This is a genomic window from Nonomuraea sp. NPDC049480 (assembly GCF_044465905.1).
Taxonomy (GTDB): domain Bacteria; phylum Actinomycetota; class Actinomycetes; order Streptosporangiales; family Streptosporangiaceae; genus Nonomuraea.
In genome coordinates this window covers 15,286-32,553 of sequence record NZ_JBITMD010000047.1, presented here as the reverse complement: position 1 = coordinate 32,553, position 17,268 = coordinate 15,286, and the positions used below count along the sequence as shown (strand labels likewise).

Below are 17,268 nucleotides of genomic sequence, written 5' to 3'. Positions count from 1 at the left end.
CTCGCCGACAGTGAAGGAGCTATGCGCGGTCGACGGCAGTAACTGTCAAGTGGCGCTCGGCTGCGTCCGCAGGTAGCTGTACACGGTCTCGCGGCTAATCCCGAACTGCCTGGCAAGCGCGGATTTGGATTCGCCGGCGGCGGCGCGCTCGCACAGCTGGCGAGCCTGCTCGGCGGTGAGAGCGGGCCGACGTCCGCTGTAGGTGCCGCGCTGCTTGGCGGCGGCGATGCCCTCACGCTGGCGTTCCAGGATGAGCGCGCGTTCGAACTCGGCGAAGGCGCCCATGACCGACAGCAGGAGCGTCGCCATCGGCGAGTCCTCACCGGTGAAGACAAGGCCTTCCTTGACGAACTCGATTCGGACGCCCTTGCCGGTGAGGGTCCGCACAATGCGGCGCAGATCGTCCAGGTTGCGCGCGAGCCGGTCCATCGAATGCACGATCACTGTGTCACCGGCGCGGACGAAGGCCAGCAGTTCCTCCAGCTTCGGCCGGGTGGTGTCTTTGCCGGACGCCTTGTCAGTAAAGGTCCGCTCGATCTCGATTCCGTCCAGCTGCCGGACGGTGTTCTGATCGACGCTGGAGACCCTGATGTAGCCCACGCGCACCGGCGCAACTCCTTCCACGCCTCAGAATGTCAGGTTGAACTCTGAACCGAGCAGACAGACGTCAATAAACTCGGGAATGAACCCTATCTTGACGCCTTTCACCTGCGGTCCCAGGTGTGGTGTTGGAGTACACCCTTGCCGGACAGGCCACGAGCGAGGGGCATTTGCAGGGCGGCGGCCGAGGACGCTGTCAGACCTCTGGGCTGGTGGGGGCTGCTTGACGCCTGGGACGTGGCCGGTGCGGGCGACGGCTTCACCTACCGCGTGAGCAGGCGTACCAGCGCATCGACTACGTCATGACCTCTCGCGACATCAAACCGACCTCGGTGGCCGTCATCGGCACCGAGGCCTCCGACCACTTCCCCATCGTGGCCGACCTCGAACTCCCCCACCCCTCGCCCTGACCTCCGGCGCCCGCCGTCTCTCGCGACGGCGGGCGCCGAGCGGTCCGGATCAGATGACGCCGCTCTGCCCGACGCAGCTCGTGACACCGTTCCTACCGGCCAGCTTCACGAAGACCCGATGCGCCATCGGCCGGGTCGCCGAGATCGCCCTGTTGCCGTTGTTGCCCGTGATCACGGTCGCCAGGAACTCGGCGTCCGGAAGGCCGCCCCGATCCTGGACGAGGCTGACCTTGACCGTGGTGGGGCCTCCGGAGGCCGTCCAGTGGACACGGCTGAAGCGGTGCCCAAACGTCGTGTTGATGTAGGTGACGGTCACCTTCAGCCTGTAGGACCCCTTCGAACAGGTCGCGACGAGGGCCTTGGCTGCCGACGTGGTCACCGACGCCGTCGGCGCGGACGCCGAGGCGGACGCGGTCACCGACGCCGACGCGGGCGTGGGCGCGCCCATCATGGCCACGGCCCCCATGGCCCCGACGACGACCGCGGTACGCATGATCTTCATATGGTTCCCTCCGTTGATTTCCCGTCGAGGTGAGACCATACGGAGACGCGGTATGGCGGAGGTATGTCCCAATCAGACCACTCGGAGCGCGCTAGTGGGACGCTAGTCAGACGCTAGGTTTTCGACGACCAAGCAGCCGACGACCAAAGTCCGCACGGCTGCCGGCCGAACTGTGTCCAAGGGATCTGTCGCCTGACTCAACCCTTGACCCATGCTCCTTCTCGGGGGGCACCAGAACCCGCCCCGACAGAAGGAGCATCATGAAGAAGCTGCTCAAGACCGCCGCCATCGGCGCCATCGCGATCGCATCGAGTTTCGCTCTGGCACAGCCGGCAATGGCCAGCTCGCTTTCGTGGAACGTCAGCGACGGAGTTCGAGGAGCTCAGAGAGTCCGAGTGGCTTGAACAGGATCTGAAGGACCTCGGGGTGAACGCCGACATCAGCTTTGTCCCGCGCGGCCAGACGTGCGACCCGGAGCAGGGAAAGCGGATTCACCTCAAACCACGTGAACTCCTCAATCCCAGCAGGAAATACGTTCAACCGCGACCCGCGGCTCCTCGGTCATGGGCGGACCCTGCTGGTGGACGTCATCATGATGGGCGGTCCGGGCTGGGCGTTCTCGGGCGGGCTGATCGAGGGCCCGGTCAGCCGTGCGCACTGATCCCGCTGCCGCCCGGCAGCTAACGCTTCGGGTCCAGCACCGGTGGCAGGATTCTCTGGCAGGACTGGTCCTGAGGGCTGTACTCCTGCCGTCAAGAGATCATGTCCGGCCGAGTAGCTCCGGAGATTCCCGGCCATTTACTGCCGGAACTTACACTTCGAGACGCGCCACCGGTACGAATCCGGCCGTACGGAGGCATTGCCGTGGCTGTACGGCATCATCACGAACGTCATCGGTCTGCACCGGCGTGCCGAAGTGCGCGGGTACCGGGCCATGGCCCGGACGGGCGAAGACCCGGTGGTCGCCGCGTTCGACGAGCGGGTGGCCGCCCGAGTCTCCGCGTCGGCCACCCGGCAACGCCTGGCCACCGCGCTCGCGAAACTCGGCCGCGGTGAACGGGACGTGCTGCTGCTGATCGCCTGGGGCGATCTGACGTACGAGGAGACGGCCCAGGCACTACAGGTGCCCATCGGCACGGTCCGCTCACGCCTGTCGCGTGCCCGCCGCAAGGTCGCGCACGCCCTGGGCGGCGTCAATCCGGCTGAGACGAGTGAGGACGATCAATGAACGACCTTGAGCTGATCAAGAACCTGCGCTCGGAGGTGAAGGAAAGCGACCCGGACGCCTTGACCGGCGCGCGGGGGCGATTGCTGGCCGTGATGGCCCGCACGTCGGCTCCTCGGCGCTCCCGGCGGCCTCTGACCGTGCGCGTCACGGGGCTTGCCGCCGCCGCGGTCGCGGTCGCGGCGGCCGTCGCCGTCGTGGCGTCCCCGGGTCCGGCCGCCGAGCCCGCCGGGCCACGGCCCTCCGCCGGTGATGTCCTGCCGCTGACCTCTGCCAAGAACGTCCTGCTCGTGGCCGCCGCCAGCGCGGAGCGTACGCCACAGCGTTCCGGGACCTACTGGCACATCAAGCGGGAGAGCGAGGACAGCCGGCACTTCTGGGGCGAGAGCTGGACCACGCGCGACGGGCAGCGGTGGAGCAGAGGGGAGCCAGACAACGGGCCCGGCGTGGTGAAGGAGCCCTCGGGCACGTTCTGGCTCGGGCCCTCGCCGAGAACGGCAAGGTGCTGGCCGCGGCCGACCTCGTCGACTGCGTGGTCTACCAGCCGGGAGGGTGCGAGTTGCGCGCCGACCTGCCCGCCGGGTCCGGCGCCTACACGCTGACGGCGTCGATGCGCCGGCAGGCCACGCTCTCCACGGAGGTGAAATCGGTCTGGACGTTCATGTCCGCGACCACCGCCCAGCCACAGCCGCTGCCCCTGATGGCCGCCCGCTACAGCCCCGAGGGCCTGGACGACTCCAACCGTGCCAGGCCGGGCAGCACGACCCGCCTGCCCGTGTGGGTCGAGCGCAGCCCCGGCTCCACCAAGGTGGAGACGAAATCGGTCCGGCTGGAGATGTCCGCCGACGACGGCGCCACCTGGCGTGGCGTCCCGGTCACCCGCACCGGCTCCGGCTGGACCGCCATACTGGCGAACCCCCGCACGGCCGGGTTCGTCTCCCTCCGCGCGATGGTCACCGACACCGCCGGCAACCGGGTGACCCAGACGATCACCCGAGCCTACGCCGTCGGCTGATCCGATTCGACGGCGTCTCCGAACAGCTCTTCACCCTGGATGAGATTCGAGCGTGCTGTGGACGCCAGAAGGTGCCGCCGGTACTCGTCCCCTCACCTGATGGGACACGGCGGTGGCCAGCACAAGAAGGCCCCCGGCATCGTGGCCGAGTGTGATTTCGCGGTTGCGGCGGCGGACGTGCCCGGCCATGGCGATCGGCCGAAGGATGAAGAGTACGACCGGATCGCGACCGAGAACCAGGCTCGCGTGGATGCCGGAGAGGAGCCGGCTCCGCTGATCGCTGCTTTCCAGGCGCTCGTAGCTCGACCTGTTCGAACACCTCCACGGCCTGGTGTCCATGGAGGTGTTCGCCCTGGTGCGCCCGATCATCCCGGACGCCGCCCCTACGCCGCCGAAGTCCGCGACACCGAACTCGCCGCCCTGGTCGGACCTCGACGGTCCTGATTCCCGAGCTCGGCTGCCGTCCAGGTCGCGTTCGGGCGCGGCACTGCACGGACCCGCCTGCAGTGATCAGCGCAACGTCACACAACAGGCGGGAGACCCCGAGAGAGGCACGACGCCGAGGCGCTCAGGTCGTCTCGGGCCCAGGCGAAGTCGAACCGGGCATGAGAATCTGGACCATCCCACCGGCACGATCTCTAGGCCGAGTGTGGATGCCCGGCGTCGCCTCGAACACACCGGGCGGCCCCACGCTCGGTGGCTCGAGTGAACCCGAACATCCGCTCATCGGCGGAAGAGGTACCAGCGATGTCTCCCGGGGCTCAGCGCAGCGCGCGCAGATCCTGCTCGGTGAGGGTGAGCGAGCGGGCGGCCACGTTCTCCTCCAGGTGCGCGACCGACCCCGTGCCGGGGATCGTCAGCGTGGCCGGTGACAGGGCCAGCACCTGTGCCACCGCGACCTGGGTGACCGTGGCGCCGTGCCGGGCTGCGACCTGCCCGTAGCGCGCGTCACGCGCAGCGTCGCGCTCACCGTATCCGCTGCCGAGCGTCCCGAACGGGACGAAGGCGATCCGCTGCGTGGCGGCGCGTTCCAGGAGAGCGGCCTGGTCCGGGTCGGTGGGGTTGAAGAGGTTCTGGATCGCGGCGACCGGGGCGATCCGCTGGGCCTCGTCCAGGTGCCCGGCGTCGACGTTGCTCAACCCGAGGTGACGGATGAGCCCTTCCTCGCGCAGGGCGGCGAGCGCTTCGAAACGCTGCGCGAGCGAGTCGCCGTGCGGGACCTGCAGGTAGCCGATCCGCAGATAGACCAGGTCGAGGCGGTCCAGGCCAAGCGCCTGCAGGTTCGCCTCGACCTGCGCGCGCAGGTCACCGGGCCCGGCCTCGGAGTACCCTGTGGGGCCGAGGTCGGGACCGAAGACGGGACCGACCTTCGTGGCCATCACCAGGTCCTCCGGATAGGGGTGCAGCGCCTCCCGGATGAGGTCGTTGACGCTCGGCCCCCCGTCGCGCCCGCGGTAGAACCCGGCGGTGTCGATGTGGTTCACCCCGAGCTCGACGGCGCGCGTGAGTACCGCCAGGGCGGTCTCACGGTCCCGGGACGGGCCGTTGAAGCCGTTCAGGACGAGCCTCATGGCCCCGAACCCGAGCCGGTCGACCTGAAGGTCGCCGCCCAGTGCGAAAGTGGTGGATGTGGTGGTCATCGGTTGTGGCTCCTTGTCGTCGTTCGGCCGCGCGCGGGGACTGGGGGCGGCTACGAACGTTCCCCGCCGCACGCGAACGCGTAGCTGATCTCGACGAGGTGCCACACCGTCTCGAGTTCGGCTTCGTCGCGCGGCCCATAGACCATGACGTGCGTCGCCGGGATCATCCCGCGGCGCGCGAGGGGGTGGAACTCGGCCCACCCTGTCTCGATCGCCTGGGCGACGACGTCCGGCGGCAACGCCACGTGGAGGCTGCCGTCGGAAGCGCCGTGCAGGTGGGCGAATTCGTCGCCGACCATGAAGGCCTCTCGCGGCCCGAGCGCGCGTGCCGGGTCGAGATGCAGCGCCCGTGTTTGCGGCAGTGAAATGCCGCTGCGCCCGGTCCGGACCCCGTCGAGCCCGGCCATCCGCTGCCAGAGCTCCTCCTGAAGCTTGGCCGGTGCGGTCTGGTCCAGCTGCTGGTGCGGGATCTCCGGGCCGGTCGTCGGCCGCTTGCCCGATCTGGCCGGCAGTTCGAGCGGCTTGTTCCTGATCAGCGCCGTCATTTTGTCGTCCTCCCGCCTCAGCCCGCGAGCCCGATCTGCTGCAGCAGCAGCGGCTGGTCCCAGAAGACCCACTCCTCGGCGAGCCGACCCTTCTGCCACCTGCCGATCGTCGTGAACTTGACCTCGAACGACTTACCGGTCGGCGGAATAGGCTTCCCGCCGGGACCGATCAGTTCGCCGGTGAAGGTGCCCGTCATCTTGCTGATGACAGTGAGCCACTCCCCCTGGCCGAACTGGATCGGGTAGGGGTCGTTGTGAATGTGGACGTCGGGGAATGCGCGGATCACGTCCTCGATCACTTTGCGGTGCGGCGGAACGCTGCGCGTCGCCTCGGCGGCGCCGGTCGTGTAGGCGACCACCTCCGGGTGGTGGAGGGCGTCCATCGCATCGAGGTCGCGGCTGTTGAAGGCGTCGTCGGCCTGCTTCATCAGCCGGCGGTTCTCGTTGACGACGTCGGTGTCGGTCTGGGCTGCCATGACGGCTCCCTTCTGGATACTCAGTGACCTTGACATGGCCTTCACCGACGTTACTATTCTTTCTATAGTAATTACCAAGGAGTAAGTGACTATCGATGTCGCAGGTTCAACAGCCGGTCGGGCCGTGTCCGATCGGGCCCGTCGTCGACCTCGTGTTCGGCCGCTGGACCACGCACGTGCTCTGGACCCTCGGGCACCACGGCCGGCTTCGCTTCAACGAGCTGCAAGGTCACGTTCAGGGAATCACTCCCAAGGTCCTCACTGAGCGACTGCGCCAGCTCGAGCGCGATGGGTTCATCGCCCGCACGTACCACCGCGAGATCCCGCCGCGCGTCGAGTACGAGATGACGGCGCTCGGCCAGACGCTCGTGCCGGTATTTCAGGCGCTCACCACATGGTCCGATGAGCACCTCGACGACGTGCGCGCAGCGCAGCGCGACTACGACCGCGAGCGGTAGGACACGTCCGCCCGGTCGGCATCAGTGGTGACCCGATTCCGCTCCAACCAGATGTCCGACGGATGGTCCAATCCCGCCCAGGTGGTGACCGACCTCGCCGACCAGGCCGTCTTCGAGGCGGGCAAGCTCGGTCTGGTCACCTTTTCCCGCAGCTCGGCGAGACCGCCGCGATCAGCCGCCAGTTCGACCGGGACCGCTGGCGGCACCTCATCCCCAAACAGCACCGCCGCCCCGGTCGCCGCCCCTCCTCGTCAACGGCAGAGTGCGCGAAGGCGTCCATGGTTCTCGGACTCTTCGGGCGTGGGGCGTGTCAGCCGAGCCCGGATCGAGCGATGACGTTGGTGATGCTGATGCGAACTGCGGTGAAGCCTTCCTGCACGAATGATTCAGCGAGGTCCTCGGCGGATTGGGAGGGGTAGTAGCGGTTGGCGATGCGTGCGGCGATGTGTTTGACCTGGTCCGGCTCGGCCGAGACGTGTGCTTCTCCTTCGATGGAGACGAAGCTGTAGGGTTGCCGCTCATCACTGACGCAGAGCGCGATTCGCCGGTCGTGGGCCAGGCTTTTGCCCTTGACGCTCCCAGGGGATAGGGCGAAGGCGAGTTCGTCGCCGTCGAGGATGAAGCAGACCGGGGTGACGTGGGGTCGCCCGTCGCGGCGGGTGAGAGCTATGTGGGCAAGCCTTGTTCCCGCTGTGAGGAAGGATCGCCATTCGTTGTCGGTCATTGTCGTCATTGACGTGTCTCCTTTTGTTTCGATGTTGCGATTCCCCGCCGGCGGCGCTCCGTTACAGCCTCGCGGCCGGCTTCATCGCGCCTCACCGGCGTGTTCGTGGATCGCGTGTGGAGTTGGAAGAGCCGGGCGCCGGGGATCTCTGACGAGCGCCTGACCGTGTGATGGGGGATATGGGATCCGGCGGACGGCATCGAATGAGACGTCACCCAGGGCGGCGATTTCGTCTGCCTCGCCGCGGAGGAAGGCGCTGAGGCCGTGGCCTTCGCCAGTGCCGTCGTCGCCCATGGCCAGGAGTTCGGCTGGTAGCGGCAGTTGTGCTCGACCGGCGCGACGGACTCGTCGCCGGTGACGTGGAGGCGTGGTTGAACTCGCTGCCATATGAGGAGTACCAGGGCACGGTCCAGCCCATCCGCTTCGCCGATGCCCGCAGCCGCCACCACGGCACCCGCCGCCGTCGGAGCCATCCACGCCAGGACTGGTAGCCCGAACGGTGGCCTGCGTGTGCGGTTCCCCTCACCGGTGTCGACTGTTGTTGTGGAGACTGTCATGCCGTCGACGCTAGAAGCGATGAGCGATCGAAAAAAGCGAATGTTTACGATCATATCCATCGCAATATGCGATATATGGAGCTATGGCCGACGTCGACCTGCGGCAGCTGAAGACGATGATCGCGATCGCGGAGGAGGGGACGTTCTCCCGAGCGGCGAACAGACTGGGCTACACCCAGTCGAACGTGAGCCAGCACATCGCAGCACTGGAGAAGACCCTTGGCGGCTCAGTGTTTGACCGGCCCGGTGGTCCAAGGCCGGTGCGGATAACTCCTCTCGGAGCCGTGGTGCCCGAGCAAGGCAGGGAGCTGCCGTCGAAAGCCGAAGCGCTGGGACATGCGGTTGATCGATTCAAGGCCGGCGATGGCCGAATCGACGTCGGCACCCTGCAGAGCGTCTCCAACATGATCCTTCCCACCGTGCTGCGCCGCCTTCGGGACGAGCATCCCAACTGCGAGATCAGGATCTCGGAAGCGGAGCCGGACGAGGCGCAGATCGGCGATCTGAAATCTCGCGTGAGCTGGCTCAGCAAGCTCCACCAGCCCGGACCTAACCCGGGTACCAGCTGCTTCAGCGTCGACACCGGCACGACCCGACGGTCCGATCGTTTCTCAGCCGGGCGTCGAGCGGTTCAAAGCCAGCGACGATCGGATTGATATCGAAACCTTCCAGAGCATGTCGAACGGTATGGATAACGGCTCGGAGGACCGATGCACAGCTACGGGCGATCCGATGGCGACACAGGGCGACCGTCAGCCCCCTGTCGAAGGACCCGCGAGCTGCTTGGCGACGGCCTGAGGTTGGGGTTCTGGCAGAAAGCGACCGGCATCGCGCACCAAGACCAGGAGAATACCTAGTGTCAGCGATTCCGCTGTTGATCTTGTACGAAATCGATCTTTTCTGATACACCCTGCAACAGCAGTCCCGTTCTCGATGTTCGACGGGGTCGCCGTAGCATCCGCCGGAAATCCACCACATCCGCCCCACCTGCGATGATAATGACCCGATGAAGGCCGACAGTGTGCGCGCAGCGGCGACTGGTCGATCATCACCACGGTTCGGCCACAATGACTGATGTGAGAGTCGGATTGCTGGGACCGTTCGAGGTCCGAAACCGCGATGGGGCCGTGGTGGAGGTTCCAGGGATTCGGCTGCGCGCACTGCTGACCGCACTCGCCCTCGAACCTGGCCGGATCGTCACGCGTGCCAGGCTGGTGGACTGGATTTGGGGGCAACAACCGCCCGCGGACGAAGCGAATGCCTTACAGGCGCTGGTGTCCAGACTGCGCCGGGTGCTGCCGGACGGTGTGATCGAGGCGGATTCCGGCGGGTACCGCCTGGCCGTGGCTCCTGATGCCGTGGACGTGTGCCGATTCGAGCACCTGGTCGGTCAAGCCCGTGCCGCCGAGCCCGCGGCGCGGGCGGATCTGCTGCGCTCGGCCTTGGCGTTGTGGCGCGGTACAGCCATGGCGGACATCGCACTGCGAGACAGCGATGCGTTCGACGCCACGGCCGCGCGCCTGGACGAACTCTACGTCGCCGCCCTCGGAGATCGGGTCGATGCGGACATTCGCCTCGGCCGGGGCTCGGAGCTGGTCTCCGAGCTGACCGAGCTGGTCGCCACACATCCGCTGCGAGAGGGGTTCGTGGCAGCCTTGATGCGAGCACTCGCCGAGGCGGGGCGTGGGAACGAGGCGTTGACCGTGTACCAGCGGACGCGCGAACGGCTCGCCGAGGAGTTGGGCACCGATCCATCGGCCGAGCTGTCCGCGCTGCACACCGCGTTGCTGCGGGGCGAACTGGGCGAGCGCACGGAGAACCACAGGACGAACCTGCGCGCCGAACTGACGAGTTTCGTCGGCAAGGACGACGACATCTCCACACTCGCCGGCCTGGCCATCAAGCACCGGCTGATCACCTTGACGGGAGCGGGCGGCTCCGGCAAGACAAGGCTGGCCACCGAGACCGCGCGGACGATGCTCGCCGAACTGCCCGATGGGGCGTGGCTGGTCGAACTGGCCTCCGTACGGGCGGGCGGTGAGCTGGCGCAGGCCGCCCTTACCGCGATCGGCCTGCGCGACCAGGCATTGCTCGGTGGTGCGCGAGACGGCGAACCGATGGATCGGCTCATCACCGCGATCCGGGAGCGCGCGATCTTGCTGATCCTGGACAACTGCGAGCACATGATCGAGGCGGCCGCGGCCTTCGCGCACCGGCTTCTCGGGGAGTGCCGGAGGCTGCGGATCCTGGCCACAAGCAGGGAACCGCTCGGCATCACCGGGGAGGTGCTGTGGCAGGTCGAGCCACTCACGCTGCCCGCGAAAGGAGCCGACCCCGCCGACGTCGGCTCCTCCCCCGCAGTGCGGCTGCTGCGCGACCGCGCGGAACTGGTGCGCAAGGACATCGGCTCCGACGCGCACACCTTGTCGGCCATGGCGCGGATCTGCCGGGCACTCGACGGGATGCCGCTGGCGATCGAACTGGCCGCGGCACGGCTGCGCACCATGTCCATCGATCAGCTGGCACGCCGGCTCGATGACCGATTCCACCTGTTGACCGGCGGCAGCCGTACAGCGCTTCCCCGGCACAAGACGCTGCGCGCGGTCGTGGACTGGAGCTGGGACCTGCTGACCGAGGCCGAACGCAGCGTACTGCGACGGCTCTCGGTCTTCTCCGGCGGGGCCAGCCTGGAAGCTGCCGAACAGGTGTGCGGGGGCGAGACAGTCGCCGGCGAGCACGTATTCGACGTGCTGACCGCCTTGATCGAGAAGTCGCTGCTGCTCGCCGACGGCAAGGGCACGCCGCGCTACCGCATGCTCAACACCATCAGCGAATACGCGGCGCACCGGCTCTCCGAAGCCGGGGAATCCGAGCAGGCGCGCCGCGCGCACCTTGCCTACGTCACCGAGCTGGCCGAGACGGCCGATCCGCACCTACGCAAGGCCGAGCAGGTGGAGTGGCTGTCCAAGCTCGAGGCCGAGCACGACAACATCAGTACGGCCCTGCGCGGGGCGATCACCGAGGGATGGGCCCAGGAGGCGATGCGGCTGGTCGCGGCCGCGGGCTGGTACTGGTACCTCAGCGGACACAGGGCCGAGGGCGCCGAATTGAGCATCGCGGCGGCCTCCCTGCACGGTGAGGCGACCGATGAGGCGCGTGCCATCGCGTACCTCATGGTGACAATCTTCGTGACCTCCGGGGTCAGCGGCGATCAGTATCAGGCACGGGAATGGATCCACGAGGCGCACCGGTTCGCCCAGCGCAGCGGGTCCCGCCACCCGCTGCTCGGGTTCGCCGGGCTGCTGGAGCTGACGCTGCAGGACCCGACGAAGCTCCTGCCCGCATTCGAGCCGCTCATCGCCGGCGACGATCCGTGGGTGCGCGCGCAGGCCAGGCTCACTCGCGGCCGATTCCGGCTCACGCTCGGCGGCGACGAGACCGACGTGGACATCGACGCCGAGATCGCCCTTGCCGAGTTCCGCACGCTGGGCGACCGGATGGGGATCTCGTTCGCGCTGACCTTCCTGGCCGATCGGCTCACCATGCGCGGCGAGCTCGCACGTGCGTGTGAGCACTACGAAGAGGCGGCCACGGTGCTGACCGAGGTAGGCGCGACCGAGGACGTGGTCGGCGTGCGGGCACGGCAGGCTCAGCTGTACTGGCTGCTCGGCGACGAGCCAGCCAGCACGTCCGCCATGGCAGAAGCACAGCGGTGCGCGGACGGGATCGCCTGGCCGGACGCGCTTGCCGACCTGGCACTCTCGAAGGCGCAACTGGCACGCTGGCGCGGCGAGCCGGACAAGGCACACCAGCACCTGGCCACGATGCGGGCGGTACTGGGCGACGCGGAAATGGTCGACTCCGTCCGTGCCACGACCATGCACCTGTACGCCTACCTCACCGAGGATCTCGACAAGGCCCGCGCGTATCGGGCCGAGGCGTTCCGCGCGGCCGCGGCCATGGAGCACACCCATCCACCGACGATCGCCGAGGTGTTGATCGGGATCGCGGATCTCGCGCTGCGCCAGGGACAGTACAAGCAGGCCGTTCGATTGCTCGCGGCGAGCGACGCCGTACGCGGTACGCCGGATCGTTCGCAGCCGGACGTATCCAGGATCGCCGCGGAGACCCGAAATCGCCTCGGCGAAACTGTGTTCGCCCAGGCGACCCGCGACGGACAGCAGCGGGATTGGCGTGAGCTGGCCGAAATCACGCTCGCTTCATGAACGTCGCACGAGCCCACAGATAGCCGACCAACGCCAGCCCCACACACCAGGCGATCGCCATAATGGCCGAGCCCGCCGATGGCGTGCCGGTCAGCAACCCGCCCAGAGTTTCGACGATCGGCACGAACGCGCTGCTCAGAAAGGGAAAGAGCATCAGCGGGACGCCGGCGATGCCCGCGCCTTCCGGCAGGCGCGTACGGAGGATTCCGTCGGCGCCGGCCTTGCCCCCCGGCCCCGACCACATCCAGATCCAGAGTGCCTACCCGCACACCCCGCCCTCGACGGCATCCTCAACACCCCGACCTCCACCGTGACCGACATCGCAAGCTGAAGGCCGTCGACATGAAGCACCACGATCCAGCCCAGCCGCGCCGCACAGCCGCCAGCCGGGGCCAGAACCTACGGACATGTTGTTGACGATCACTCGCGCCAGGATGCGACGAAAACCTGCGCCTGGCCGGAGTGCGACCGCTGATGCTCCAGCGGCAGCAGCCGGAAGGATTTGGAAGACGGCGGATGCGTCCGGGAAAAGGGAGTTGAAGTCATTTCCCCAAGGAGCTCCATGAGAAAGCCGAAACCGGCATGATCCCCGGCCCCCTCTCCACGACCGATGACGCCGCTCTGATCGAGGCGTCCTGCAGCGAACCGGAACGGTTCGCGGAACTCTATGACCGGCACGCCGCAGAGATACACCGCTACATCGCCCGACGACTCGGCCCAGACGTCGGCGACGACCTGATGGCCGAAACATTCCTGCGGGCGTTCCGGCAACGTGAGCGATACGACCCGACGTTCTCCGATGCCCGCCCCTGGCTGTACGGCATCGCCACGAACCTGATCAGCCGCCATCGCCGCTCCGAGGTCCGGTTCTTCAAGGCCATCGCCCGGACCGGCGTGGATCCGGCCGCCGAGACCCTCGATGCCGTAACCGACCGGTTATCGGCCCAGGGCATGCGGAAGCAACTCGCGGCCGCCCTGGCACACCTGAACGCGGGCGAGCGCGACGTCCTCCTCCTACTGGCCGCCGGCCTCAGTTACAAGGAGACCGCCCGAGCACTGGACGTCAGCATCGGAACCGTCTCCTCCCGCATGAACCGAGGCCGCACGAAGATGCGCGCGACCCTGAAGGAGCCACACCATGGATGAACTGAAGCTGCTGGAAGAATTCTGCCGCGACGTAACACCAACTCGCCGCACAGCCGTACACGAGGGGCGAGCCCGGTTACTGTCGGAGATCAACGAGCCGCGGCGAGCGCGCGCACCGCGATTCTCCCCTCCGCTGGTGGGCGCCGTCGCGGTGGTCGGCGCCCTCACCGCGGCCGTCGCGATCGGCATCACCATCGCTCAAAATGTGGACGGCCCACCCGCAGACCATCCGAACGACGCGTCCACGAGCCATCCCAGCGACATGCGGGCAAACCGTCCCGGCGGAGCCGTCGTCAACGTACAAGAAGTCGCCCTGCACGCCAAGGCAGCGGCCCGGAACCAGCCCGCCGTCACACTGACGCCCGGCGAATGGGTCTACGTCAAGACCCTCATGGTCGAGATCGACGGAAGAGTGCTCGGCCCCGGCAGCAAGCGAACCTCGTACGAGGAATGGCGCACCGTGGACGGGAAGGTTCCGCCCCGTAACGACAACGTCTTCGTACCCACGCGTCAGCCAACCGCGAAAGTGCTCATCGACCTGCCCGAGGACCCCGACGCCGCGCTGGCCGCCCTGTACGCCGAGGTCGAGCGGATCAAAGAGAGAGGCACCGGCCAGGCCGAGGACGGGCCGGTCCTCATCGGCAACGGCATCATCGACACACCACGCGGCATCGCGGCGTTCAACCTGGTCTCGGAGATCCTGAAGTCGTACCACGTGCCTCCTCAACTGCAGGCAACCCTGTACGGCGCCCTGGCCCGCATGCCCGGCGTCAAGATGCTCCCCGACTCCGTGGACGCCCAGGGACGGCACGGACTGGCGCTGTATGTCATCAGCGAGGGCTACATCCGGCAGGAGATCATCCTCGATCGGGACACCTACCGCTACCTCGGCAACCGCCGGATCTCCATCAGCGACCACACGGTCCCGCCTCCAGGCAAGAACGTAGAGACCGACTCGCACACGTCCGTCCACATCAAAAAGGGCGACGTGCTGGGCTGGTCGGCACAGCTGGGCTCAGCGCTCGTCGACAAGCCCGGCGAGCGTCCCTGACACCGAACGTGAGTAGGTGCGTACAGGAAATCCCGGCAAGATCATCTTGCTGGGGTTCTCCTACAGCGAGCACGAGCAACATCGGCGGTCTGGAGTTGGCCTTGAGCGCCGCTATCCCTCACCGGCGCCCGCGGCGTCGCGCTGACCGAGAGGCCGTTCATCACCATGGCGAACCTGCGCGCCGACCGCGCTTCCGAAGCGGCCGGCCACATCGAGAAGACTTCGAGGACGCCACTCCCCCGGCCCCCACACGGTCGCCTGGCCGCCCCGACGAGTGGCTCGTGCCGTCCCAAGCCGACGAGACCGCTGTGACCACCGAGTTGCGCGAGGCACTCGGACAAGACCGGGCTCGGTAGTGACATCTCAGCGAACCGCACCACGCTGGAGCTGAACGAACCGGCCGCTCGACAGATGGTAGAGAAGGGCTGTCGATCCGCCCTCGGCCCTTCCTCCTCTTGCGGAAAGGCGGCAGCTTCTCCCTATCGGTAGTTTCTGCTGGAAGCAGCCGCCTTTACATTGTAGATTTCGACATCGACCCCCAGCCTGGACGTCCACGGGCTCAGGCGGATCTACGCCACCCACCTCATCAAGGCCCGGCCGCGGCCCACTGTTCGTCCAGTTCCCAGGCGGACACGAGCACGCCAGCACGAGCTTGCTCTACACCTGCGTCTCGGGGTCCCGGTCATATCCGGCCGGAAATTCCCGCTAAGCCTCCGAGTGCCGGCGTGTGGCAAAGGAGGGCATCGCGGATCACGGCAGGAGATGCAGAACGAGCCGGCCTCGATTTTTGACATACCGGCTGATAGTGATCTACGGAGCGTGGCACAGGGGTATTTGTCCGCCGCACAGTAGTTGATCTATGAGGAGGGGGCGTCTGATGGCGTTGACGGCGTTGACCCCTGAACAGCGGGCGTACACCTTGGCGAAAGCCGCGGAGGCCAGGTGCGTGCGTGGCGAGCTTCTCGCCGAGTTGCGGTCGGGGACGACGAGTCTCGCTGAGGTCTTGGCCCGAGCCGACGAGCAGGAGATCGTGAGGAAGACCAGGGTGTCTCAGCTGTTGCGTGCACTGCCGGGGCTCGGGCCGGCGAAGGTCGCCGCGTTGATGGCGATGTGTGGTGTGGCGGAGAATCGGCGGGTCGGTGGGCTGGGCGAGCAGCAGTGTCATCGGTTGCTGCAGGCGGTTGCGCGGACACCTGAACAAGGAGACCACCGTGCCGCGGCAGCCGACGACCTCGTCAGCGGGGCGAGGATGATGTTGGCCCCCCTTCTGGCCCCTTTGCGCAGGTCGGGGTGACTGCCGGATCGCAGAGCTCATCCGGGATCTGCGCGAGGGCCTGGGAATGTCGCAGGGCCGGCTTCATGACGCGGGGCCTTTTGCCGCTGATCGGGTTTGCGGGCGTGGGAGGCTGAACAGCTGGTGCAGTCGGCGCAGGGCATGTTGGTCGCCGGAGGCGGAGCCGGCGCCGTTGTTGATCGCTTCGGCGAGGGTTGAGCGGCCGGCGGCGAGGTCCCGGAAAACCTCGCCGCCGGTCGTGATGATCACGTCGGGGTGCAGGGCCGGGCCGTGCACCGTTTTCGATGCGCGCAACGTCTCCTGCTCGAGGGGTTCGCCCATCGCCCATTTCAGGCCCGGCTGTCCTATCCGTTGCGCGGCCACGTTGGCCTCGGCCACCTCCCAGCGGATCAGCTTCCCGCTGGCGGCTCCCGCGGCGGCCCGCATCAGCTGCTCTCCCACGCCGCGGCCACGTTCGAGCAGCTCGGCGGCGCGGCGACCGTGCGGAAGCCGGTCCGGCGCAGGTCCGTGATCTCGATGTAGGGCAGCACGCAGGCGCTCCAGATCCGCGGCGACGCCGAGCAGCCCGGTTCCGTGACCTCGGCCACCAGGTCAGGCATGCCGGTCCAGGAAGGCGAGCGTCTCATCCTGCACGAGGCCGGACCGCTGTTTGGGCAGGCCGTGGCCGCTGTGATCGTGTACGTACAGGGTTGCGCCGGGGATGGCGGCGGCGGTCTCCCGCAGATACGCCGCAGGGAAGAACGGATCCTCGGCGCCGCCGATGAGAAGCGTCGGCATCTCCAAGGAGGGAAGCCGTGTCCGGGTGTCGTGGCCCAGCACGGCGGCGACGGTGGTCTGGAAGTCGGCCTGGCGGGTGGCCGGCGGCGTCCCGCCTCCGGTCAGCGATCCGGCCAGCCGAGCGAGGCGCCGCATGGTGGCACCGTCGACCGCGGCGGTGGCCAGGTCTCCGCGTAGCCGCCGCCATCGGCGGTCGGCGGCCAGGTCGAGCCAGCGGCGGCAGATCTCCTCGCCGGCCGGTGCGAGCCGGGCCCCCGTGACGACGAGGACGAGGCGTTCGACCAGGCCGGGATGATCGAGCGCCAGGTGCTGGGCCACCATCCCGCCGGTGGACATCCCGATGATCCGTGCGGGCCCGATCTCGTCGCCGATGAGCCTGGCGTAGTCGCCGGCGATGTCGCGGGTGGTGGCCCCGTCGGGAAGCCCGTGGCCGCGCTGAAGGATGTACACGGTGTGAGCGCGGGCGAACCGGCGGAAACCGTGGGTGTAGGCCTGCGCGGTCAGCGTGCCGGGCACCTCGTTGTCCAGGACGAGGCCGGTCAGCAGGACCAGGGTGTGCGGTCCCGCGCCGAAGCGCACATAGGGGAACCGGTCGCGGAGCAGTCCGGATGCGGTGGTCATG

General features: G+C 67.7%; 25 protein-coding genes. 13 read left to right on the top strand and 12 right to left on the bottom strand.

Annotated features, from left to right (window positions below; translation table 11 throughout):
* Positions 1-45 precede the first annotated feature (45 nt).
* The gene (locus ACIBX3_RS58460; protein ID WP_397129506.1) at positions 46-606 is read right to left on the bottom strand and encodes a recombinase family protein; all 561 of its coding nucleotides are present in this window, start codon (positions 604-606) and stop codon (positions 46-48) included.
* Positions 607-902: 296 nt separating this feature from the next.
* Between ACIBX3_RS58460 and ACIBX3_RS58455 the strand changes: the two genes are divergently transcribed.
* Positions 903-1,010: an endonuclease/exonuclease/phosphatase family protein gene (locus ACIBX3_RS58455; protein ID WP_397129505.1), complete on the top strand. Its 108-nt coding sequence runs from the start codon at positions 903-905 to the stop codon at positions 1,008-1,010.
* Between the two features lie 49 nt (positions 1,011-1,059).
* Here ACIBX3_RS58455 and ACIBX3_RS58450 read toward each other — a convergent pair whose 3' ends face one another.
* Positions 1,060-1,512, bottom strand: a complete 453-nt coding sequence (locus ACIBX3_RS58450) for a hypothetical protein (protein WP_397129504.1) — start codon at positions 1,510-1,512, stop codon at positions 1,060-1,062.
* Positions 1,513-1,772: 260 nt separating this feature from the next.
* Between ACIBX3_RS58450 and ACIBX3_RS58445 the strand changes: the two genes are divergently transcribed.
* The 6 genes from ACIBX3_RS58445 (at position 1,773) to ACIBX3_RS58420 (ending at position 4,196) form a co-directional block, all read left to right on the top strand.
* Positions 1,773-1,916 carry a hypothetical protein gene (locus ACIBX3_RS58445; RefSeq protein WP_397129503.1) on the top strand — a complete coding sequence of 48 codons (144 nt, stop codon included), beginning with the start codon at positions 1,773-1,775 and terminating at the stop codon, positions 1,914-1,916.
* Between the two features lie 101 nt (positions 1,917-2,017).
* Positions 2,018-2,173 (top strand): hypothetical protein, encoded by a 156-nt coding sequence (locus ACIBX3_RS58440; RefSeq protein WP_397129502.1) that lies wholly within the window; start codon positions 2,018-2,020, stop codon positions 2,171-2,173.
* A gap of 198 nt (positions 2,174-2,371) precedes the next feature.
* Positions 2,372-2,740, top strand: coding sequence for an RNA polymerase sigma factor (locus tag ACIBX3_RS58435; protein WP_397129501.1), 369 nt, complete (start codon positions 2,372-2,374; stop codon positions 2,738-2,740).
* Positions 2,737-3,339 (top strand): hypothetical protein, encoded by a 603-nt coding sequence (locus tag ACIBX3_RS58430; RefSeq protein WP_397129499.1) that lies wholly within the window; start codon positions 2,737-2,739, stop codon positions 3,337-3,339. The genes ACIBX3_RS58435 and ACIBX3_RS58430 overlap by 4 nt, the downstream gene beginning before the upstream one ends.
* Entirely contained in the window at positions 3,297-3,752 is a 456-nt protein-coding gene (locus ACIBX3_RS58425) for a hypothetical protein (protein ID WP_397129498.1), read from the top strand. Before ACIBX3_RS58430 ends, ACIBX3_RS58425 begins: the two co-directional genes overlap by 43 nt.
* 99 nt (positions 3,753-3,851) lie before the next feature.
* A complete protein-coding gene (locus ACIBX3_RS58420) occupies positions 3,852-4,196 on the top strand; it encodes a hypothetical protein (RefSeq protein ID WP_397129497.1) in 345 nt (114 codons plus the stop codon).
* A gap of 317 nt (positions 4,197-4,513) precedes the next feature.
* On the opposite strand, the gene ACIBX3_RS58415 is transcribed toward ACIBX3_RS58420, so the two are convergent.
* From ACIBX3_RS58415 to ACIBX3_RS58405, 3 genes are read right to left on the bottom strand one after another with little or no spacing between them, the layout of a single operon-like run.
* Entirely contained in the window at positions 4,514-5,392 is an 879-nt protein-coding gene (locus ACIBX3_RS58415; RefSeq protein WP_397129496.1) for an aldo/keto reductase, read from the bottom strand.
* Positions 5,393-5,442: 50 nt separating this feature from the next.
* Positions 5,443-5,937 carry a luciferase family protein gene (locus tag ACIBX3_RS58410; protein WP_397129495.1) on the bottom strand — a complete coding sequence of 165 codons (495 nt, stop codon included), beginning with the start codon at positions 5,935-5,937 and terminating at the stop codon, positions 5,443-5,445.
* A 17-nt stretch (positions 5,938-5,954) separates the two neighbouring features.
* A complete protein-coding gene (locus tag ACIBX3_RS58405) occupies positions 5,955-6,413 on the bottom strand; it encodes an ester cyclase (RefSeq protein WP_397129494.1) in 459 nt (152 codons plus the stop codon).
* A gap of 95 nt (positions 6,414-6,508) precedes the next feature.
* Between ACIBX3_RS58405 and ACIBX3_RS58400 the strand changes: the two genes are divergently transcribed.
* Positions 6,509-6,871 (top strand): winged helix-turn-helix transcriptional regulator, encoded by a 363-nt coding sequence (locus ACIBX3_RS58400; RefSeq protein WP_397129493.1) that lies wholly within the window; start codon positions 6,509-6,511, stop codon positions 6,869-6,871.
* Positions 6,872-7,181: 310 nt separating this feature from the next.
* Here ACIBX3_RS58400 and ACIBX3_RS58395 read toward each other — a convergent pair whose 3' ends face one another.
* Positions 7,182-7,604 (bottom strand): PPOX class F420-dependent oxidoreductase, encoded by a 423-nt coding sequence (locus ACIBX3_RS58395; RefSeq protein WP_397129492.1) that lies wholly within the window; start codon positions 7,602-7,604, stop codon positions 7,182-7,184.
* Positions 7,605-7,806: 202 nt separating this feature from the next.
* Positions 7,807-8,013, bottom strand: coding sequence for a hypothetical protein (locus ACIBX3_RS58390; protein ID WP_397129525.1), 207 nt, complete (start codon positions 8,011-8,013; stop codon positions 7,807-7,809).
* A gap of 222 nt (positions 8,014-8,235) precedes the next feature.
* On the opposite strand from ACIBX3_RS58390, the gene ACIBX3_RS58385 reads away from it, so the two are divergent.
* Both ACIBX3_RS58385 and ACIBX3_RS58380 read left to right on the top strand, forming a co-directional pair.
* A complete protein-coding gene (locus tag ACIBX3_RS58385; RefSeq protein WP_397129491.1) occupies positions 8,236-8,808 on the top strand; it encodes a LysR family transcriptional regulator in 573 nt (190 codons plus the stop codon).
* Between the two features lie 411 nt (positions 8,809-9,219).
* Entirely contained in the window at positions 9,220-12,378 is a 3,159-nt protein-coding gene (locus tag ACIBX3_RS58380; RefSeq protein WP_397129490.1) for a BTAD domain-containing putative transcriptional regulator, read from the top strand.
* Here the strand turns inward: ACIBX3_RS58380 and ACIBX3_RS58375 are convergent.
* Both ACIBX3_RS58375 and ACIBX3_RS58370 read right to left on the bottom strand, forming a co-directional pair.
* Positions 12,362-12,622, bottom strand: a complete 261-nt coding sequence (locus tag ACIBX3_RS58375; RefSeq protein ID WP_397129489.1) for a hypothetical protein — start codon at positions 12,620-12,622, stop codon at positions 12,362-12,364. The two genes, ACIBX3_RS58380 and ACIBX3_RS58375, sit on opposite strands and share 17 nt — an antisense overlap.
* 176 nt (positions 12,623-12,798) lie before the next feature.
* Positions 12,799-13,149 (bottom strand): hypothetical protein, encoded by a 351-nt coding sequence (locus ACIBX3_RS58370; protein WP_397129528.1) that lies wholly within the window; start codon positions 13,147-13,149, stop codon positions 12,799-12,801.
* On the opposite strand from ACIBX3_RS58370, the gene ACIBX3_RS58365 reads away from it, so the two are divergent.
* From ACIBX3_RS58365 to mihF, 3 genes are all read left to right on the top strand, one after another.
* The gene (locus ACIBX3_RS58365) at positions 13,066-13,524 is read left to right on the top strand and encodes an RNA polymerase sigma factor (protein ID WP_397129524.1); all 459 of its coding nucleotides are present in this window, start codon (positions 13,066-13,068) and stop codon (positions 13,522-13,524) included. The two genes, ACIBX3_RS58370 and ACIBX3_RS58365, sit on opposite strands and share 84 nt — an antisense overlap.
* Positions 13,517-14,575, top strand: a complete 1,059-nt coding sequence (locus ACIBX3_RS58360; RefSeq protein ID WP_397129488.1) for a CU044_5270 family protein — start codon at positions 13,517-13,519, stop codon at positions 14,573-14,575. Before ACIBX3_RS58365 ends, ACIBX3_RS58360 begins: the two co-directional genes overlap by 8 nt.
* 859 nt (positions 14,576-15,434) lie before the next feature.
* Entirely contained in the window at positions 15,435-15,869 is a 435-nt protein-coding gene (gene mihF / locus ACIBX3_RS58355; protein ID WP_397129487.1) for an integration host factor, actinobacterial type, read from the top strand.
* 63 nt (positions 15,870-15,932) lie between these two features.
* Here mihF and ACIBX3_RS58350 read toward each other — a convergent pair whose 3' ends face one another.
* The 3 genes from ACIBX3_RS58350 to ACIBX3_RS58340 are packed head-to-tail and all read right to left on the bottom strand — an operon-like array spanning position 15,933 to position 17,267.
* A complete protein-coding gene (locus tag ACIBX3_RS58350; RefSeq protein WP_397129486.1) occupies positions 15,933-16,310 on the bottom strand; it encodes a hypothetical protein in 378 nt (125 codons plus the stop codon).
* Positions 16,295-16,468 (bottom strand): hypothetical protein, encoded by a 174-nt coding sequence (locus ACIBX3_RS58345; RefSeq protein ID WP_397129485.1) that lies wholly within the window; start codon positions 16,466-16,468, stop codon positions 16,295-16,297. The genes ACIBX3_RS58350 and ACIBX3_RS58345 overlap by 16 nt, the downstream gene beginning before the upstream one ends.
* Entirely contained in the window at positions 16,461-17,267 is an 807-nt protein-coding gene (locus ACIBX3_RS58340) for an alpha/beta fold hydrolase (protein WP_397129484.1), read from the bottom strand. Before ACIBX3_RS58340 ends, ACIBX3_RS58345 begins: the two co-directional genes overlap by 8 nt.
* Position 17,268: the final 1 nt, after the last annotated feature.

Excerpts from the sequence above, each read along its gene's own strand:
- ACIBX3_RS58455 (WP_397129505.1), top strand. The coding sequence starts at position 903 with ATGACCTCTCGCGACATCAAACCGACCTCGGTGGCCGTCATCGGCACC.
- ACIBX3_RS58450 (WP_397129504.1), bottom strand. The coding sequence starts at position 1,512 with ATGAAGATCATGCGTACCGCGGTCGTCGTCGGGGCCATGGGGGCCGTG.
- ACIBX3_RS58445 (WP_397129503.1), top strand. The coding sequence starts at position 1,773 with ATGAAGAAGCTGCTCAAGACCGCCGCCATCGGCGCCATCGCGATCGCA.
- ACIBX3_RS58430 (WP_397129499.1), top strand. The coding sequence starts at position 2,737 with ATGAACGACCTTGAGCTGATCAAGAACCTGCGCTCGGAGGTGAAGGAA.
- ACIBX3_RS58420 (WP_397129497.1), top strand. The coding sequence starts at position 3,852 with ATGGGACACGGCGGTGGCCAGCACAAGAAGGCCCCCGGCATCGTGGCC.
- ACIBX3_RS58415 (WP_397129496.1), bottom strand. The coding sequence starts at position 5,392 with ATGACCACCACATCCACCACTTTCGCACTGGGCGGCGACCTTCAGGTC.
- ACIBX3_RS58410 (WP_397129495.1), bottom strand. The coding sequence starts at position 5,937 with ATGACGGCGCTGATCAGGAACAAGCCGCTCGAACTGCCGGCCAGATCG.
- ACIBX3_RS58405 (WP_397129494.1), bottom strand. The coding sequence starts at position 6,413 with ATGGCAGCCCAGACCGACACCGACGTCGTCAACGAGAACCGCCGGCTG.
- ACIBX3_RS58400 (WP_397129493.1), top strand. The coding sequence starts at position 6,509 with ATGTCGCAGGTTCAACAGCCGGTCGGGCCGTGTCCGATCGGGCCCGTC.
- ACIBX3_RS58395 (WP_397129492.1), bottom strand. The coding sequence starts at position 7,604 with ATGACGACAATGACCGACAACGAATGGCGATCCTTCCTCACAGCGGGA.
- ACIBX3_RS58390 (WP_397129525.1), bottom strand. The coding sequence starts at position 8,013 with ATGGGCTGGACCGTGCCCTGGTACTCCTCATATGGCAGCGAGTTCAAC.
- ACIBX3_RS58385 (WP_397129491.1), top strand. The coding sequence starts at position 8,236 with ATGGCCGACGTCGACCTGCGGCAGCTGAAGACGATGATCGCGATCGCG.
- ACIBX3_RS58380 (WP_397129490.1), top strand. The coding sequence starts at position 9,220 with ATGACTGATGTGAGAGTCGGATTGCTGGGACCGTTCGAGGTCCGAAAC.
- ACIBX3_RS58375 (WP_397129489.1), bottom strand. The coding sequence starts at position 12,622 with ATGTGGTCGGGGCCGGGGGGCAAGGCCGGCGCCGACGGAATCCTCCGT.
- ACIBX3_RS58360 (WP_397129488.1), top strand. The coding sequence starts at position 13,517 with ATGGATGAACTGAAGCTGCTGGAAGAATTCTGCCGCGACGTAACACCA.
- mihF (WP_397129487.1), top strand. The coding sequence starts at position 15,435 with ATGAGGAGGGGGCGTCTGATGGCGTTGACGGCGTTGACCCCTGAACAG.
- ACIBX3_RS58345 (WP_397129485.1), bottom strand. The coding sequence starts at position 16,468 with ATGCCTGACCTGGTGGCCGAGGTCACGGAACCGGGCTGCTCGGCGTCG.
- ACIBX3_RS58340 (WP_397129484.1), bottom strand. The coding sequence starts at position 17,267 with ATGACCACCGCATCCGGACTGCTCCGCGACCGGTTCCCCTATGTGCGC.